Raw genomic sequence first — 17,595 nt, forward strand, 5'->3', positions numbered from 1 at the left:
ACCGCGATTGAAGCAACGTTTGGGGAGTGATCGAGGATGCCGATCAACTACGATGAGCTGATGGCGCTGAAGAACATCGGGCAGAATTATGCCTATGGCGATCGCGAGGTGATGCTCTATGCCTATGGCATCGGCATGGGCGCCGACCCGATGGACGAGAAGGAACTCGCTTTCGTCAACGAGGCCTGTGCCGAGCCACGGCCGCTGAAGGTCGTGCCGACCTTTGCTTCCGTGGCCGCGTGGGGCGCGGGCCCCGGCGAGATGAAGCTCAACCGCGTGCTGGTCGTCGACGGCGAGCGCGACATCACTTTTCACAAGCTGCTGGCAACAGCCGCCAAGATCACTGCCGACTCCACGGTGCTGGCGGTGTCAGACAAAGGCAAGGACAAGGGCGCCGTCATCCGCCATCAGACTATTTTGCGCGACGACAGCGGCGCGCGGCTCGCGACGCTGGTGGCCTCGCGCTTCGCTCGCGGTGACGGCGGCTTCGGCGGCCCCTCCGGCGGAATCCCCGATCCGCATCCGGTGCCGACGCGCGCGCCGGATATGAGCGTCGATATCGCGACCCGACCGGATCAGGCGCTGATCTATCGCCTCTGCGGCGACCGCAATCCGCTGCACTCCGATCCCGAGTTCGCGCGCCGCGCCGGCTTTCCCCGGCCGATCCTGCACGGCATGTGCACCTACGGCATCACCTGCCGCGCCGTGCTGCAGACCTATGCGGACTACGATCCATCAGCGTTCCGGCAGCACGGGGCGCGGTTCTCCTCGCCGGTCTATCCCGGCGAGACCGTGACTGTCGATCTCTGGAAGGATGGCGATCTGATCTCGTTCGAGGCCAGAGTGAAAGCGCGCGAGGTCACGGTCATCAAGAACGGCAGGACGGTGTTGGGATGATACTCGCCGTCATTCCGGGGCGGCCGCGACAGCGGCTGAACCCGGAATCTCGAGATTCCGGGTCTGGTCCTTCGGACCATCCCGGAATGACAGCAAGATGAGGAGGCGCAGATGGGATTGCTCGACGGCAAGGTGGCGCTGATCACAGGCGCGGGCGGCGGCTTGGGCGAAGCCTACGCAAGGCTGTTGGCGCGTGAGGGTGCGGCCGTTGTGGTCAACGATCTCGGCGGTCCGCGCGACGGCACCAGTGCCGATCAGGCGATGGCGGAGAAGGTCGTCGCCGCGATCAAGGACGAGGGCGGCCGTGCGGTGGCGAACCGCGCCGACGTCTCGACCATGGCCGGCGGCCAATCGGTGTTCGACGATGCCATCAAACATTTCGGCCGCGCCGACATTCTGGTCAACAATGCCGGCATCCTGCGCGATCAGACCTTTGCCAAGTCCAACGAGGCCGACTGGGACAAGGTGATCCAGGTGCATCTCAAGGGCACCTTCTGCTGCACGCTTCCTGTCTTCCGCTGGATGCGAGACAATGGCGGCGGCGTCATCGTCAATACGTCGTCGACCTCGGGCCTGATCGGCAATTTCGGCCAGTCCAATTACGGCGCCGCCAAGGGCGGCATCTGGGGCCTGTCGAACGTGCTGGCGATCGAGGGTCGCAAATACAACATCCGGGTCTGGACGCTGGCGCCGGGCGCGCTGACCCGGATGACCGAGGACCTGCCGCGCTACAAGGAGAATCCCGGCTCGGCGCTGACGCCCGAGGGCATCGCGCCGGCGGTGCTCTACATGGTCAGCGGGCTCTCCGGCGACCAGACCGGCAAGGTGCTCGGCGTCTCCGGCCCGCGCGGGGTCCGCGAGATGCGGATGATGGAGATGGAGGGCTGGAAGCCGCCTTTCACCGGCTGGAAAGCGGAGGATATTGTCAGCCATGCAGAGGAGATATTCTTCTCCGAAGAGGAGATCAGGAAGTCTGCGCGGCGGTTTTGATGTATTGAGGTCGTCATTCCGGGCCGCTCGCGATAGCGAGCGGACCCGGAATCTCGAGATTCCGGGTTCGATGCTGCGCATCGCCCCGGAATGACTACGAAAGGATGGACAATGAAACTCACCGCCGATGCCAAGGGCACCTTCGCGATCGCGCCGACGCCGTTCCATGATGACGGCCGGATCGACGAGGCCTCGATCGACCGCCTGGTCGACTTCTATGCCGAGGCCGGCTGCGACGGCATCACGGTGCTTGGCATCATGGGCGAGGCACCCAAGCTCGATGCTGCCGAGGCCGAGCAGGTGGCCGTGCGTTTCGTCAAACGCGCGAAGACCATGCAGATCATCGTCGGCGTCTCCGCGCCGGGCTTTGCGACCATGCGTGCGCTCGCCCGCGCCACCATGGATGCGGGCGCCGCCGGCGTCATGATCGCGCCGCCGCCGCATCTGCGGACCGATGACCAGATCACCGGCTATTTCAAGCAGGCGCAGGAAGCGATCGGCGAAGACATTCCATGGGTGCTGCAGGACTATCCGCTCACGCTCAACGTCGTGTTCACGCCAGCCGTCATCCGCAAGATCGTCATGGACAGCCCGTCCTGCGTGATGCTCAAGCACGAGGATTGGCCAGGCCTGGAGAAGATCTCAGCCTTGCGCGGTTTCCAGAAGGACGGCTCGCTCCGGCCGCTGTCGATCCTTTGCGGCAATGGCGGGCTGTTCCTGGATTTCGAGATGGAGCGCGGTGCTGATGGCGCCATGACCGGCTATGCCTTCCCCGAAATGCTGGTCGACATCGTCAAGCTGTCGAAGGCCGGCAAGCGCGATGCCGCGCACGACTTGTTCGATGCGCATCTGCCGCTGGTGCGTTACGAGCAGCAGCCGGGCGCAGGTCTCGCCGTGCGCAAATATGTGCTGCAAAAGCGCGGCGCGATTGCCTCCGCCGCGCAGCGCAAGCCGGCCTCGGGCATCAGCGCCGCCGCAAAGGCCGAGGTCGACTATCTGCTGTCGCGGGTGGCGCGCTATGATCGCCGCGCCAATTTGCAGCCGCAATCAAGTGCCGCGGGGTGAGCCATGACTGAACCTGCCGCCATCCGTCCGGCCTCGACCGTGCTGCTGCTGCGCGACGGCGCAAGTGCCCGCGAAATCGAGGTGTTCATGATGGTGCGTCACCATCAGATCGAGTTCAACTCGGGCGCGTTGGTTTTTCCCGGCGGTAGCGTCGATAAGACGGACCAGGAGATCGCGGCGCGCTCTGAGCTGTATTCGGGTGGAGCGGATTTGGGCGAGGAAGCACTCGGCTTCCGCATTGCTGCGATCCGCGAGACGTTCGAAGAAAGCGGCATCCTGCTGGCGCGGCCGCAAGGCTCAAACGCGTTGATCAGCGCGTCGCAGGCGCGGGAGATCGAGGCCGTCAGTCGTGCCGCCCTGTGCGAAGGCAACACGCATTTTCTCGATATCGTGGCCGGCAACGATCTCGTGCTCGCGCTCGACGCGCTCGTCCCTTATGCGCATTGGATCACGCCGGAAGGCATGCCGAAGCGCTTCGACACCTGGTTCTTTCTGGCCGCGGCGCCGCCGGACCAACTCGGCGCCCATGACGGCAAGGAATCGACCGACTCGATCTGGGTCTCGCCGCGCGAGGCGCTCGCAGGCGGCGACGATGGCCGCTTCAAGCTGCCGTTCCCGACCACGCGCAACCTGATCCGGCTCGGCAAACAGCCTGATGTTGCCACGGCTTTGGCTGTCGCACAGCAGATGGAGGTCGTGACGGTGATGCCGGTCATGACCAAGACGGCCGATGGTGGGCGCCAGCTGCGTATCCCGCGTGAGGCCGGCTACGATGGGGAGGTGTTCGCGTTTGGGCCGGCCGGCTGATTGGCGGTATTTGGTGCCGGGGGCACGAAAGCGGTTTTGTTCGTAATCTGTTCTGATATTCCGGACTCCGGTCGTATATAGTGCGGGTCCGAAAAGCGGACCCCATGCGTAGGCCAGCAGCCTTGGCGGCATTATCAAAATTCATTCGGTTGAAGTCGTTATCGATCGGGCAATTGACCTTTGGCAGCTTTCTTCTGCTGCTCGCGGTGATCACTGCCACCAGCATGGCGAGCGTGATCGCGATCCGCCATATCGATGCGACCTTTGCCGAGCTGCAGCGGCTGCAAGGCGTCGGCGATCTCGCCGAAGAGATCGACCGGCGCATGAACGAGCTCCGACTCGCTGCGCGCGATTTCGTCACCGACCCCGGCGCACGCTCGGATCGGGTCGGGCAGGCGGCAACCGAGCTCGGGGCGCTCTTGAAGAAGACCCGGCTCGAGCTTGCGCCCGAGCAGCAGGCGACGATCGACGGTGTCGCTCAGCGGCTCGCCAATTATCGCGAGGGTATCGATCGCATCAGCGCCTTGATCGCGCATCGCGCCGAGCTTCTCGCCACGCTGCCGGCGGCGCGGGTCCAGTTCGAGGTGGCGATCGCCCAGATACCGGAGCGGTCGACGGCGCGGGCGCTGTTCCGTTTGCAGAACCAGGTGGGAGCCGCGCTGCTCGCGCGCGATCCCGCCGGCGCCGAGCAGGCTGCGCGCAGCATGCGGGCGCTGCAAATCGACGACCAGGCTCTGCGCTCGGCCACCGATAGCTACGCTGACTCCATTGTCGCGATCGCCGGGACGGAGGACGAGATCGCGAGGCTCGACAAGGAGGTGCTGGGAACCGAGGGCCGGCTGATCGGACGCGTCACTGAGCTGCTGCGGTCGCTGAGCGCCCAGCAGGGGCGGGTCCTGTCACGCGACTTCGCTCGCACGCTCGCCGAGACCAAATGGCAGAGCATCATTCTTGGGTCGACCGGCGTGCTGATCGGCATCTTTGCCGCTTTGTTCGTGGTTCGCCGCACGGTGCGGCCGCTCGCCTCCATCGCGGGGTCGATCCGGGCGCTGGCCGCAGGCGAGAAAGACGCCTCAATTCCGCAGACCGAGGTCGAGAACGAGATCGGTGACATCGCGCGTGCGGCCGAAGTGTTTCGTCGCACCTTGCAGGAGGCCGATGCCGCGCGCGAGGCCGCGGTGCGGGCACTTGCCGAACAACGCCTTGCCGAGGAGAGCTATCGCAAGCTGTTCGAGGCGTCCATTGATGGCATCTACGTCACCACGCCCGGCGGCCTGGTCGTCGACGCCAACCCCGCGCTCGCCAGGATCATGGGCTACGACTCGGCCAGTCAGCTGATCACCGGCGTCAACGACATCGCTGAGACCATCTATGTGCATGCGTCGGCGCGCGAAGAATATCAGCGGCTGATGGGGCGCGACGGCATGGTGCGCGAATTCGAATACCAGGTGCGTCGGCGCGACGGCGACATTCGCTGGCTTTCGGACAGCGCCACCGTGGTGCGCGACGAGAACGGCGAAGTAATGCGCTACGAGGGGATCGTGCGCGACATCACCGATCAGAAGCGCGCGGAAGATGCGATCGCGGAAGCGCGCAAGCTCCTGCAGCAGGTCATCGACACCGTACCCGCCGTCATCAACGTCAAGGACCGCAATCTGCGCTACGTCCTGATGAACCACTATATGGCCGGGATCTTCAACGTTGCGCCCGAGGAGGCGCTCGGCCGCACCACCGGCGAACTCATGTCGCGCTATGGCGCGAACAAGACCGACGAGAACGACAAGCGCGTGCTCGCAACCAACTCCGGTCTCGGCTTCTACGAGGAAGAGTATCTCGACTCGTCCGGCACTATGCGGCAATGGCTGGTCAACAAGATGCCGATCCTGGATGCCGACGGTGAGGTCGACCGGATCGTCACGGTGGCGCTCGACATCTGTGAGCGCAAGAAGAGCGAGCATGAGATGCGCAAGGCCAAGGAGGCGGCCGAGACGGCGCTGCGCAATCTCCGCGAGACGCAGGCCTCACTGATCGAGGCGGAGAAGCTGGCCGCTCTCGGGCGCATGGTTGCCGGCGTCGCGCATGAGGTGAACAACCCCGTCGGCATCAGCCTGACCGTGGCCTCCGCCCTCGAACGCAAGACCGAGCGGTTTGGCGAGGAGGTCGCGCGCGGCGAGCTGCGCCGCTCCAGTCTCAACGACTTCCTGGAGACCAGCCGCAATGCGGCGGGACAGCTCGTGGCGAACCTGAACCGTGCTGCCGAGCTGATCCAATCGTTCAAACAGGTCGCAGCTGACCGCAACTATTCCGACCAGCGCAGCTTCGACCTCGCCGATCTGACCGAACAGGTCGTCATGAGTCTGCGGCCAAGCCTGCGCAAGCACAATCTGACGCTCAATGTGGACTGCCAGCCCAATCTGGTCATGAACAGCTATCCCGGTCCGTATGGTCAGGTGCTGACCAATTTGTTTCTCAATGCGGTCGCGCACGCGTTTCCCGACGGCCGGCCTGGCATCATCGAGATCCAGGTTCGCGAATCCGGGCGGGACAATGTTGAGGTCATCTTCTCCGACAATGGCTGCGGAATGAGCCTCGATGTGCGCCGCCGCGCGTTCGACCCGTTCTTCACTACCCGCCGCGACCAGGGTGGCACCGGACTCGGACTGCACATCGTCTACAACATCATCACCAACCGACTCGGGGGCCGGCTCGATCTCGACTCCGAGCCCGGCGGCGGCACGCGCATTCAGATCATTCTGCCGCGCATCGCGCCTTTGGAGCAGGCTGCGGAGTAGGAGCAAGAGGAGTACGAGCAAGAGCTGCGCTGTTTTCGGCTCACTCGGAACTCGCGTTGCTGTGAACGGATGGCACTGCATTTTCCCGTAGTGTTGCGTCTTGACTGTCACGAAGCCGCGAACGAATCTAATTCTGGCCCAGTTGATGCATATTCTTCAACGCACCGTGGGGTGGTGCAGGAGCTAGATCGATATGAGCAACTGGATGTTTTCCGGCGGCCATGCGCCGCGGCAAGTTGGTGACGCGTCCCCCCGTAACGAGCATCGGAAGCAGCAGGTGAGGCGCTTGAAGCCATGCTTTCAAGTGACGGGTGCAGCGTTGCTGATCGCGCTTGCTGCGCCGCCCAGCTCAGCGCGCGACCGCGGCCAGTTTGTCAACTCGTCGCCGGAGATGAAGGCCTGGTTTGACGGTCTGCGCAGCGGCAAGGGGCCGTGCTGCTCAGATGCCGACGGTTCGGCGGTGAGCGACGTGGATTGGGAAACGCGGAATGGTCACTATCGTGTACGCATCGACGGCGAATGGATCGACGTACCGGATGACGCCGTGATCACCGAACCGAACCGGGTCGGCCGCACCATGGTGTGGCCGATGCGCGGCTATCAGGGCGTGTCGATTCGCTGCTTCATGCCGGGCAGCATGACGTAGGCGGCGCAGGCCGCCGCAAGTCGCTGCAGCCTGTTCATGCGTATTTCTTGTCGCGCTCGAGCAGCTCGACCGAGATGCCTTCCGGGCCGCGGATGAAGCAGATCCGCACGCCGGGCCGGATCGTGGTGGGCTCGGTCGTGAACGTCACGCCCTTGCCCTTGAGTTCGGCTGCCACGGCGTCGATGTCCTTCACCGTGAGGCCGAAATGATCGAGCCCCTGATGCGGCGTCACGGGAGGCGCGCCGACGCCGTCGCCGGGCTCGACCTTGGCGATGAACACGCTGGCGCCGCCCAACCTGACGTCAATGCGACCAGGGTTGCGGATGATCTCGCCCCCGAGAATATCGTGGAGCCACGTCGCTGTCGCTTCGGGATCGGGGCTGCGCAGGTGAATGTGGTCCCAGGTGACCTCGGGCATGGGCGACGTCTTTCGTGATGATGTGACCGCGCTTCGGCGGCTCTCGCGGAGAAAGGATGGTGAGGGGGTCATGTTAGCGAGCGGAGCGCACCAAGGCCATCCCTGCCGGCAGCGGAGAATCATGTCCGGGAGTAAGCTTGCCCTCCAATCGTCGGCTTTACGTGGAACCAATATTGCCGCTGCGCATTGGGATCTTGGAGCGCGGCTGACTGGGCCGTCGATGGTGCTGACATGAGCGCAGGGCTCTACCGCTTGCTGTGGCGCCGGTTCGGTGGAATCGGGACATCATTCGGCGCCCGCGCGGCGAAGCCCATCCTGCCATGGAAGTCCGCGTTGATCGGATTGGCAGTGTTTGCGATCCTGCTGGTGGGCGCTGCCGCTTGGCTCGTCATGTCGGTTGATGACAGCGAGAGCGCGGACAGCACTGTGACGCAACTGACCGGCGACAATTCGGCGGACGACAGCTCAGTCACGACCGCCATGTCCTCTGATCCGCGACCAGCCTCGCCTGCTGGCCAAGGGCAGCCTGCGCCGGCCAGCCAGAGTCAAGCCAGCATAACCCCGGCCGCCCCGGCTATCGACGAAAAGCCGACCGGTGCGGTCGAGCCGTCACCATTGGATGGCTTGAGGATCAGCTCGCAATCCTGGCGCCGCGGTGGCCTCGGTTCCAAGGCGCTGGTCACCTTTACGCTGCGCAACAGCAATCTCTACGCGGTGAAGGATGTCGAGATCTCCTGTGCCTTTAACCGGCGAGATGGCAGCCACGTGACCGACCGAAGGCGGCTGGTTCCCGGTGAGGTGGACAAGAAGAGCCGCAAAACCTTCGCGGCGGTCCATGTCGGATTCGTCAACGTTAACGCCAGCAAGGCGAACTGCACTCTGGTCTCTGCGAGCAAAAACTAGGAATTCTGCGCAAAGTTGCAGGCGCGTTGAACCGCCATGGCTCTGTCTGGAACATATTCTTGTAGTCCCGGTTAGGACGATAAGTCCGCGTCTATCGCGGACGGAGTGGTACTGTTATGCCTCTGTTGCGCTATTTCGTGTTCGTCGGTGGAGCCCTGCTCGCGCTGTTGTTCGTCTGCGATGCGGTCTTTCCGAGCGCTCCGCTCCCGACCCCGTCCAGCGCCGGCTACGAACTGCCCGCCATTCGCATTCGATCAAACAGCAAATGGCCTGAACGTGTCGTGATCGATACGTCGATCCCAACGCCGGCGCCGGCAAAGGTGGCCGCGGCCGAACCCGTTACCGCTGGGCCGGCGATGGCGCACGTGCGCGACGCGCTGGCACAGATGCCGGCCAAGGAACTGAAGCCAGGGGTTGGCCAAGCGCAGCGGGCAGCGGCGCCGGCGCCAACCCGGGTTGCCGAGACGACGGCCAAACCAACCGAACCAAAACCGCAGCCGAAGCGGAAGAGCGCCAGGACTCATCCTGGACGACCCATGATTATCGTCGCACAGCAGCCGCGTTTCGGCTGGTTCGCTTCGACCTGGTAAGCTGCCCGTTCTCCCGGGCCTAACAGCCGCGGCAGATGCTCTTCATCCTGGTGTCGAGCAGCCTGTCGAGTTGGTCGGAGGCGGCTTTGACATAGCGGCCATCGGCGTCCCGGCCCTCGGTTGCGAACCGCGTACGGCCCGCAGCGTGGACCCCGCTGACAGATCCGTGACTGCTAAAGCCGTGGCCTATCCCGTGACGGCTGCGCGCGGATGCCGGGAGAACCGCCGCACCGATCAGAAGAGCGGCAACTCCAGCTGCCGCTGCTATGCTCTTAACCATTTCAGTCTGTATCGATGTCGTGGATGCCGATCGCCGGTGTCACCGACTGGCAGATGTTACGCGGGCAGTTTCACCCGGCAAGGGCGCGCGTGCCGGACAGGGTACCCGCTCTCGATCATGTGAGTTTTGGTGAGGCCGCAACGATAGCCGGACCCGCGTCGGGCCGGATCTCATCGACAATGGTGCCCCGCGGCGGCCTTGATCCTGCGCAAAGTACGGCTCCCTCGAACCGCCTAGCGTGCGGTTGTCGACACCGACGGGCATTGCCCGGTCGTTCAGAGAGATGCTGTATGCCAACAATTCCAAACCTGTCGATTTCGCCGGACAAGGTCGCCTTCGTCGTCAACAAGGTCCACCAATACGAGATGGAATCGAGCGAGCCCGAGCTGCTCTCCGACCTGACCGACGACGATACGGTCCATGGTTCGTCGGGAGGACGCGGCGCGAACACGGATCGCGCTGAACTGGCGAGCTTCATCCAAGGGCTCAACGTCGATGAGCAGATTGATCTGGTCGCCTTGATGTGGCTCGGACGCGGTGACGGCGGGCTGGAGAACTGGGACGAACTGCGCGCACAGGCCGCTCAGGCGCATAACAACCGCACAGCCGCTTATCTGATCGAGACCCCGATGCTTGGCGATTACCTCGAGGAAGCCCTGCCGGAGTTCGGTCTGTCGCTGGAGGATTTTGAGGAGAGCATCTAGTGGAGCGGATTTGACGTTCGCCAGCTGCGGCGTGCCGCACACCAAGATACGAATGTCAAATCCAAAGCTCTACCGGCATCGATTAGTTATCTGGAGACACTTCGACGCCAACATTCGCACACCTACGTCCCCGATCGGATAGGCTGTTGGCGCGGTGCAAGAGGAGCATGCTATGGACAAGATCAAAGTAGGGGCGGGAGACTGGGTCGTCGTTTGTGACGGGCGCAAGGCGCTGATCCTGGAGAACATCGGCGACGGCATGTTTCCGAACCTGCACATGAAGGAAGTGCACGAGCACCCCGACGAGCGCACCTCCGACGTCGGCACCGATGCGCCCGGTTCGGTGCATCCGTCCATTGGTACCGCTCGCAGCTCGATCGAACAGACCGATTGGCACGACGAATCGGAGCGTGTGTTCTTGAAAGGACTGGCCGGGCGGCTGCACCAGGCGGTTCTCGCCGGCGAAACCAAAGCGCTGACCGTCGTGGCATCGCCACGTGCGCTCGGCATGATTCGCGCGGACTATTCCGATGCGGTGCGCAGGGTCCTGCATGGCGAAGTCCATAAGGACCTCGTGAAAATGCCGGTCTACGAGATCGAGAAGCAGCTCTTGGCTTGAACTCTCAAAGATCCACGCCAGTATCAGGAGGTTGAGGCATCAGGGACGCCGAGTGCATCTCTCGGTCCCGGTGCGCGTCGGATTCCACACAACGTGGGGCGCACTGACGCGGGCTCCAGAATTGAAGCTCTACTCAGTGCGCCGGCTCCAGCTTCGCGTGATCCCGCTGCTCGGATTGCGCAGGGACCAGGCTCGCGTCCTCGTGGACTGATTTCTTCTCGACGATCTCGTAGCCACAATCGGCGAGCCAAGCGATCAGTCGATCGGCCATCGCATAGTCCCAAGTGGGGTAGGAGCGGGCAATGACCTGCCGCGGCGTAAGTTTGCGAGACATGGCGATAAATCCTCTTGACGCTCTCTGACTTCGAGCCGTCACGACAAGAACCCGAAATCCGCAGGCAGGTTCCTCGATACCACGGGAGCTCGGACACGCCACACTCACATCCCGGTGTAACCTGTGCAGTCTGCATTGCAGACGAGTTGATCGGCGATCGCCCTTAGGTTTCCCGGCTTGACCGACAGGCGACAGCGGCACGGCGGCTTCTGAGGCGAGGAACCGATCGGCGATCTCAGCCTTGGCTTTTCGACGATCGCGCCGCTAGCGGCAGAGCGTTTGCCATCCGCAGCTATACGCGCCACATACCTGAGCCTGTCGGCATTGCGACGTCCCAAGTGGCGGCAAGGTCGGTCGATTAAGGGGCGCGACTTGTGGTGCCGGGAGGGGACAGAGCGTCGCCGGACATGGTTGGGGCAGGTCGCCAGTCCTGTCGCAGACTGGCTGGACCTGGCCGTCGACACAGCGGCAGGTGCAGGCGGCGTTCGCAGCACCAGTGTACAGCAGCAGCGCCACGCTCATCGACAGCCAACGCATTCTTCCCGTCCTCTCACTAATGGCCCAGAGCTAGCCGAGAGGCGGCGCGTGTGCAACGAGCCAGCGGCGCCGGCTACTCCCCGCGTTGCAGCAGTGCCAAGGTTCGATCGGAACCGAGCGGCCTGGCTCGGAATTGCGAGTCGAGCCGCTGCTCAGGCTTATCGTTTTCGGATGTCGGCCTCAGGAGGAAACAATGGCAAAGCCTTTCCTTGCAGCTCTGTTCGTGGCTGCGTTTGTTGTGCCCGTGGACTTTGCGCAGGCGGCCGATGGTTGTGGGCCCGGCTGCCACCTGGCTAGCAATGGCGGCTGCATGGTGGACGGATGGGACAGAGGCGCACCGGTGTGGAACGAATGCCCAGCCGGAATTCAAGCACGGCCGCCGTGCGGAACAGGCTTCACCTGGAGCAAGCGCGACCGCGCTTGCAGACTCAAGTGAGGCGGCAACGATTGGCCGCCGCCGACGAGGAGTTCGCTTGAACTCCTCTGATCGGGTGCTCGTCAGCATGATCGGAAAAAGTACGTAGCCGCGTTAAGACGAATATGCGCGATCCAAGAACTGGAGCGCAGCGCAATCGCATCACGTCTCGCTAATCCAGCCCTGCGCGGCGCAAACCATCCAAAAAGTGGGAGAGCTCCGGCTCTTTGAACCGGAACGGCAGTTGGGTTCCAACCCAGTGAAGCGAAATGTTGGGCTGGACACGGCGCAGCTCCTTGAGTGCTGCGGCCGCGAACTCTCCTTGGCCTGCCATGCCGGCCGCCGCGGCCAGGACGCGGTGAGCGCCGGCAAAATCCGCGCGCTGACGAATGGCTTCGCGACACAGCCGGATCGCTTCCACATAGTCGTGTTCCACGAACGCCGTATAGCCCGCTACGCCATAATAGATTGCAGAGAACGGATCGCGCGGTGACAGCCGCAAGGCCCGGCGCGCAGCCTCGCCGCCTTCGCGGGATTGGCCGGTCCAAGTCAAGACCAAGCCGTAAAATCCGTGGGCCAGCGAAAAATTTGGATTGAGCCGCAGCGCCACCGCGAACGCGGCCAGTGCATCGTCGAGGCGTCCAAGATAGGGATTGACCGAGCCACGCGCGAGGTGCGCCCAGGCATCTTCGCTGTCCGCATGGATCGCAGCTAAGCTCGCACGTTCGGCAATCGGCGTGGCGGCCGCTGCGTTTTCCCAGCCCATCTGGGCACCGAAGATATGGCTGACCGCGAGCACCGCGAGCGCCTGTGCGTAGTTGGGGTCGAGGCCTATCGCTCGCTCCAACAGCTCTTGAGCCACAACATTGTCCTCGCGGGTCATGCGCCAGAAATGGGACAACGCGCGCATGACCAGGTCCCACGCATCGAGGCTCTCCGGGGCCTTGCGCCGCGCCCGAAAATTCTCCGCGGCATAGAGCTGCGGCTCGATAGTGGCAACGATGGCTTCGGTGATCTCGTCCTGCACGGCGAAGACGTCGGCGACCTCGCGATCGTAGCGCTCCGCCCATAGATGGCTGCCGGTTGTGACGTCGTTGAGCTGGGCAGTGATACGAACGCGCGCGCCTTCTTTCCGCACGCTGCCTTCGATCACATAGCCGACGCCGAGCTCGTCGCCGATCTGCTTGATATGGACGGATTTGCCTTTGTAAGCGAAAGAGGAGTTGCGTGCGACCACGAAGAACCAGCGCAGCTTCGACAGCGCGGTGATGATGTCCTCGCTGATCCCGTCGGAAAAATAATCCTGGTCCGGCTCGCCGCTCATATTGACGAAGGGAAGCACCGCGATGGCCGGCCGCTTCGATGACGCCAGCGCCCGTGCCGCCCTCAGCTGTCCGTCCGGCCGTTGATCGGGTGACAGCGCAGCGTGGCCGGCAGCTGCCCGAAGCCGCACGGCGCCGACGAAACGAACACCCTTGCGCGCGACCGTGCGGATCAGCCTCTGCTGCTCACCGCTGTCTCCGACGGCCCTCCGCGCTGCGTTGATACGGGTGGCGAGCGTCGAGTCCGAGACGATCCGTCCGGCCCAAACCGCTGCGAACAGGTCGTCTTTGCTGACCACGCGGTCGCGATTCTGGATGAGGTAGGTCAGGAGATCGAAGACCTGAGGCTCGACAGCAATCTGCGCGCCCGAGCGCCACAGCTCGCGTCGATCAGTGTCAAGTACATGATCACTAAAGAGAAATTCCACCGGACGACAACGCCTTCTCGATCAAAAATCAAGCGCAGCTCGCGCGAAAATCAAGCTCGGCACAAAGCCTGTTGCCGCGGCATCCTGTATCTTCAACGCGGCTTTCGCATGAAGAGCCGTCGATGGTCTGCAACGGCGCAACCGTGACACGTGAGGCGCCTCGCATCTGATGAGGCCGCTCACATTTTCATAATCAAATCCTGGAGAGCACAGTTGCCTGTCGATCCCTGGACCGCAACCTCGGCCGGCCTCTGGGCCGATATGGCGACCTATGAGAGCGTCGGTCGAGAGCTCATTTTCTTGCGATTTTTAGTTGAATAATTTTGTTGGCCATCACACCTATTCGTGAGCCGTGCGCCACCCCCCGCTGAGCCGTTGCCGGCAGCCATTGCGCTATTCTTCCCGTCATCCGTCATGACAGCGAAGGCAGGTCGGGAGCGCTGGGGCCATCCGGCGCGATCGCCCGATAGGTTTGCGAAAGTGCCAAAACAGCTGGTTCGAGGCAGCCATTTGGGCTCGACTCAACCCACCAACCTAAGTCTTCCGCATCAGGCGGGCCGGCCGCTACAAATCGTTCAGTCCAAGACGATCAAAACAAGCAACGACAGGAGACGTCCATGTCCAGCATTCGATTGTCTTTGTTGTACCTGCTGTTTGCAATCCTGCCCGCCGCGAACGGCGGCCAGCTGTCCCCGATGCAGCCTGCCTGGATCGATGATCTGCGGCACGGCGGATACGTGATCGTGATTCGTCACGGTGCGACCGTCTCGGACCAGTCGAACACCGATTCCATGAGTCGGAAAAACGTGCCCGCAGAGCGGCAGCTCAACGCCGAGGGACGCGCGCAGGCGAAATCGACCGGGGAGGCGATGCGCAAGCTGAGGATTCCGGTGGACAAGGTCGTGACCAGTACGATCCAGCGCGCGGTCGATACTGCAACGCTGCTCGGCTTCGGCACGGTGGCCGCCACACCGGAACTGGCCGAAGCCGCTTCTCCCGATGAAAGCAATCAGCGCGCACTCGCACTTCGCAAGCTCGCTGCTACCACCCCGCCGGCCGGAACCAACGTCGTGATCGTCTCGCACAAGCCGAACATTGTCGCGGCGTTCGGGAGCGACTGGTCAGACGTCCGCGAGGGCGAAGCATCGGTGTTCGAACCGGATCGGCTGGGCGGCTACAAACTGATTGGGCGTATCCAGGCCAGCGATTGGACCAGGTGGGCGCAGGCTGCGGACTGAGTTCGTGCATTGCGTTGTATCGGAGATGAAGATGTCGCAATTTCAATCCACCAACCCGGGCATTCCGGGTTTTCGAATAGTCAAGCTCATCGCCTTTCTCTACGGCATTGCCGCCTATATCGCCTTCTCTTTCACAATCATCTACGCCATCGGTTTTGTGATGGGCGTTTTCGTGCCCAAGACGATCGACACCGGCGCTGAATCGCCTGATGTCGAGGCGCTTGTCGTCAATCTGCTTCTGCTGTCCTTGTTCGCCGTCCAGCACAGCGTGATGGCACGCAGGCAATTCAAGGCGTGGTGGACAAAGTTCGTCCCGCGGCCGATCGAACGGAGCACCTACGTCCTGTTCGCGAGCCTGCTATTGCTGCTGTTGTTTTGGCAGTGGCGCCCGATGCCGGCGGTCGTTTGGCAGATCGACAATCCCGATATCGCAGCCATCGTGGCCGTCATCGCGCTCTTGGGCTGGGGCTTCGCGTTCACGTCGACCTTCCTGATCAATCATTTCGAGCTGTTCGGGCTGCAACAGGTCGCCAACAGCCTGGCCGATCGCGCTGCCTCGGCGCCACGGTTCAGGACGCCGCTTTACTACCGGTTTGTGCGCCATCCTATCTATCTCGGCTTCATCATTGCGTTCTGGGCGGCTCCCAGCATGACGGCCGGGCATTTGCTGTTCGCGGCGGTGAGCACGGCCTATATTCTTCTCGGCATTGTCCTGGAGGAACGCGATCTCGTCGAGCAGTTCGGCGAGGAGTACCGTGACTACAGGCAGCGCGTCGCCATGCTCATCCCTTGGCGCAAATCCGCTTGATTACATAAACCCATGAGGAGGAATCAATCGTGAAGCATGTTGGAAGCTGCTTTTGCGGCGCGGTCGAACTGGAGATTTCCGGGGAACCGGAGGCGATGGGTTATTGCCATTGCCGCTCTTGCCGCTCCTGGTCCGGTGGCCCCGTCAACGCCTTCAGCCTATGGAAGCCTGAGGCGGTTCGGATCACGGCCGGAAAGGAGCAGGTCGCGTCCTTTTCCAAGTCGCCGTTGAGCGAGCGCCAATATTGCAGGACATGCGGTGGTCACCTGATGACCAATCACCCGACGCTGGGACTGGTCGATGTGTTCGCCGCGACCATTCCGACGCTGGTTTTCGCGCCCGGTGTTCACGTCAACTACGCCGAGACTGTGCTGCCGATGCGCGATGGCCTGCCCAAGCTCAGGGACTTCCCAGCCGAGTTTGGCGGCTCCGGAGAGATAATACCAGAATGAGCTCGTGCGAGCCGGATCAATGCGGTCGTCATCTGCTCGCCTCACAGGGCGGCTCGGCCGGCCTCCGTGATCCTGTATTCGACCTCACCTGAGGCGAGCGGCTCCGCCTCCACCAGCCCCAGTTCGACCAGTCTCGCCACGCGCTCGTGATCGAACGTCGGCGAGCTGGTCCATGGCTCGGAAGCCAATCGAGCCAGAAAATGACGCTCGATCTCGGTGAGATTCATGGAAACCCGGACCTCGTTTGCGTCGATGAGATCGGAGAACTTTGCCGTGCCAGGGGCGCCGAAACGGGCCTGATGTCCGGTTTCCGCCGCGGAGGATTGGCGCTGCAACCGTCAGATCCAAGACGTAACCGGTATCGACGTGGGCGGCGTTCGTCGCGCTAACATATGCCAAGCAGCTTCCTCAAGGCAGATGAATGTCAACCGTGGAACAGGGACGAGGTTGCGATGTCATGTCGGCTCTTGTGTTGGTTCTTGGGAACAGAATTGGGACAAGATCGCTGTCCGTTCGAGACGTCGTCCACGGCTGCTATGCTTTGAGAATGTTCTCGGGTGAGGGGCGGCGATCACCGCGGCGCCAGAGGCCTTGCAGCCGAGGAAGCCTCGGTCGAGGCATAGGAACCGCGACCTGGCCAAGCGGGTGGGTCGGCCACCGTCACAGCCGAAATGTTCGGTTCCGTGTTTGTCGGGCCCAGCACCGCAATTTGGTGTAGCGCAATCGGAAACCCGCCAACGTCATGGAGCGGTAGATCCGCCGCTGCTGCGTCGGCAGCCAGCACCACCAGAGCGCCAATAACACCAGCTGATCAACGAAAAAAGAACATTGAAAGGCTCCATATTTCAAAAAGTAACTCGCGCGTGAAGTCGCGCCCTCAAGGGAGGCCGGCGGTCCGCGCTCGGAAATGCCACGATGTCAGGGTGCGGTCCCGCCGCGGCGGGCCGAGCAGGCTCCAGACGCAGATTGCGATGAGAACCGATGATCCGGCACACCACGCCACGAGCCGAAATTGATCTCTGGTCATGGCAGCGTCATCGTGATGGCGACGCTCGTATCAGCCGCATCCGGCGCTGGCGAGGTGAGATAGATCGTGGCGATCATGACGACGCTGAACATCACGTAACCGCAGATGATCCAGCGCTCGTAGCTGTGGGTCAGAGATGGCTGATTAGTTATACGTTCTGAAATTGTCATGATGAACTCCCAATAAATTCGATATCAAAGTGCTCGTGATCCGAGCATGGCGCATCTGCGAATCCTGCCGTCGGCTGTTCGGAAATAGCTTTGCGCAATGTAGTGCGTGCGGAGATCGAAAGTCCTTACGATGCCCTTACATTTCGCTGATGG

18 protein-coding genes are annotated in these 17,595 nt (G+C 62.7%); 13 read left to right on the forward strand and 5 right to left on the reverse strand.

The window, feature by feature from the left end; genetic code table 11:
• Window positions 1–36: 36 nt before the first annotated feature.
• From BRAS3843_RS29520 to BRAS3843_RS29545, 6 genes are all read left to right on the forward strand, one after another.
• Window positions 37–897, forward strand: a complete 861-nt coding sequence (locus BRAS3843_RS29520) for a MaoC family dehydratase (protein WP_008972815.1) — start codon at window positions 37–39, stop codon at window positions 895–897.
• A gap of 111 nt (window positions 898–1,008) precedes the next feature.
• The gene (locus BRAS3843_RS29525) at window positions 1,009–1,887 is read left to right on the forward strand and encodes an SDR family oxidoreductase (RefSeq protein ID WP_008972816.1); all 879 of its coding nucleotides are present in this window, start codon (window positions 1,009–1,011) and stop codon (window positions 1,885–1,887) included.
• 111 nt (window positions 1,888–1,998) lie between these two features.
• Window positions 1,999–2,952 carry a dihydrodipicolinate synthase family protein gene (locus BRAS3843_RS29530; RefSeq protein ID WP_008972817.1) on the forward strand — a complete coding sequence of 318 codons (954 nt, stop codon included), beginning with the start codon at window positions 1,999–2,001 and terminating at the stop codon, window positions 2,950–2,952.
• 3 nt (window positions 2,953–2,955) lie between these two features.
• Complete coding sequence (locus BRAS3843_RS29535) at window positions 2,956–3,759, forward strand: NUDIX hydrolase (protein ID WP_008972818.1); 804 nt, start codon at window positions 2,956–2,958, stop codon at window positions 3,757–3,759.
• A gap of 104 nt (window positions 3,760–3,863) precedes the next feature.
• Window positions 3,864–6,551 (forward strand): PAS domain S-box protein, encoded by a 2,688-nt coding sequence (locus BRAS3843_RS29540; RefSeq protein WP_050886543.1) that lies wholly within the window; start codon window positions 3,864–3,866, stop codon window positions 6,549–6,551.
• 193 nt (window positions 6,552–6,744) lie between these two features.
• Window positions 6,745–7,197, forward strand: coding sequence for a hypothetical protein (locus BRAS3843_RS29545; RefSeq protein ID WP_008972820.1), 453 nt, complete (start codon window positions 6,745–6,747; stop codon window positions 7,195–7,197).
• 34 nt (window positions 7,198–7,231) lie between these two features.
• Here the strand turns inward: BRAS3843_RS29545 and BRAS3843_RS29550 are convergent, their stop codons facing one another.
• Window positions 7,232–7,615, reverse strand: coding sequence for a VOC family protein (locus tag BRAS3843_RS29550; protein WP_008972821.1), 384 nt, complete (start codon window positions 7,613–7,615; stop codon window positions 7,232–7,234).
• Window positions 7,616–7,846: 231 nt separating this feature from the next.
• On the opposite strand from BRAS3843_RS29550, the gene BRAS3843_RS29555 reads away from it, so the two are divergent.
• From BRAS3843_RS29555 to BRAS3843_RS29575, 4 genes are all read left to right on the forward strand, one after another.
• Window positions 7,847–8,518, forward strand: coding sequence for a hypothetical protein (locus BRAS3843_RS29555; RefSeq protein WP_008972822.1), 672 nt, complete (start codon window positions 7,847–7,849; stop codon window positions 8,516–8,518).
• A 116-nt stretch (window positions 8,519–8,634) separates the two neighbouring features.
• Complete coding sequence (locus BRAS3843_RS29560) at window positions 8,635–9,108, forward strand: hypothetical protein (RefSeq protein WP_008972823.1); 474 nt, start codon at window positions 8,635–8,637, stop codon at window positions 9,106–9,108.
• A 570-nt stretch (window positions 9,109–9,678) separates the two neighbouring features.
• On the forward strand, window positions 9,679–10,092 hold the full coding sequence (locus tag BRAS3843_RS29570) for a DUF3775 domain-containing protein (RefSeq protein WP_008972825.1): 414 nt from the start codon (window positions 9,679–9,681) through the stop codon (window positions 10,090–10,092).
• A 172-nt stretch (window positions 10,093–10,264) separates the two neighbouring features.
• Window positions 10,265–10,711 carry a host attachment protein gene (locus BRAS3843_RS29575; RefSeq protein ID WP_008972826.1) on the forward strand — a complete coding sequence of 149 codons (447 nt, stop codon included), beginning with the start codon at window positions 10,265–10,267 and terminating at the stop codon, window positions 10,709–10,711.
• A 133-nt stretch (window positions 10,712–10,844) separates the two neighbouring features.
• Here BRAS3843_RS29575 and BRAS3843_RS29580 read toward each other — a convergent pair whose 3' ends face one another.
• Together BRAS3843_RS29580 and BRAS3843_RS29585 are read right to left on the reverse strand one after the other, a co-directional pair.
• On the reverse strand, window positions 10,845–11,045 hold the full coding sequence (locus tag BRAS3843_RS29580) for a hypothetical protein (RefSeq protein ID WP_008972827.1): 201 nt from the start codon (window positions 11,043–11,045) through the stop codon (window positions 10,845–10,847).
• Window positions 11,046–12,169: 1,124 nt separating this feature from the next.
• Complete coding sequence (locus BRAS3843_RS29585) at window positions 12,170–13,747, reverse strand: winged helix-turn-helix domain-containing tetratricopeptide repeat protein (RefSeq protein WP_008972829.1); 1,578 nt, start codon at window positions 13,745–13,747, stop codon at window positions 12,170–12,172.
• Between the two features lie 617 nt (window positions 13,748–14,364).
• On the opposite strand from BRAS3843_RS29585, the gene BRAS3843_RS29590 reads away from it, so the two are divergent.
• The 3 genes from BRAS3843_RS29590 to BRAS3843_RS29600 are packed head-to-tail and all read left to right on the forward strand — an operon-like array spanning window position 14,365 to window position 16,245.
• The gene (locus tag BRAS3843_RS29590; RefSeq protein WP_008972831.1) at window positions 14,365–14,985 is read left to right on the forward strand and encodes a histidine phosphatase family protein; all 621 of its coding nucleotides are present in this window, start codon (window positions 14,365–14,367) and stop codon (window positions 14,983–14,985) included.
• A 31-nt stretch (window positions 14,986–15,016) separates the two neighbouring features.
• Window positions 15,017–15,793 (forward strand): methanethiol S-methyltransferase, encoded by a 777-nt coding sequence (gene mddA, locus BRAS3843_RS29595; protein ID WP_008972832.1) that lies wholly within the window; start codon window positions 15,017–15,019, stop codon window positions 15,791–15,793.
• A 29-nt stretch (window positions 15,794–15,822) separates the two neighbouring features.
• Entirely contained in the window at window positions 15,823–16,245 is a 423-nt protein-coding gene (locus BRAS3843_RS29600) for a GFA family protein (RefSeq protein WP_035983214.1), read from the forward strand.
• 41 nt (window positions 16,246–16,286) lie between these two features.
• Here BRAS3843_RS29600 and BRAS3843_RS42345 read toward each other — a convergent pair whose 3' ends face one another.
• Together BRAS3843_RS42345 and BRAS3843_RS41730 are read right to left on the reverse strand one after the other, a co-directional pair.
• Window positions 16,287–16,580 (reverse strand): hypothetical protein, encoded by a 294-nt coding sequence (locus tag BRAS3843_RS42345; protein ID WP_008972834.1) that lies wholly within the window; start codon window positions 16,578–16,580, stop codon window positions 16,287–16,289.
• Window positions 16,581–17,268: 688 nt separating this feature from the next.
• On the reverse strand, window positions 17,269–17,442 hold the full coding sequence (locus tag BRAS3843_RS41730; protein WP_008972836.1) for a hypothetical protein: 174 nt from the start codon (window positions 17,440–17,442) through the stop codon (window positions 17,269–17,271).
• Window positions 17,443–17,595 lie beyond the last annotated feature (153 nt).

Origin of the sequence: Bradyrhizobium sp. STM 3843 (assembly GCF_000239815.1) — a bacterium.
GTDB lineage: Bacteria > Pseudomonadota > Alphaproteobacteria > Rhizobiales > Xanthobacteraceae > Bradyrhizobium.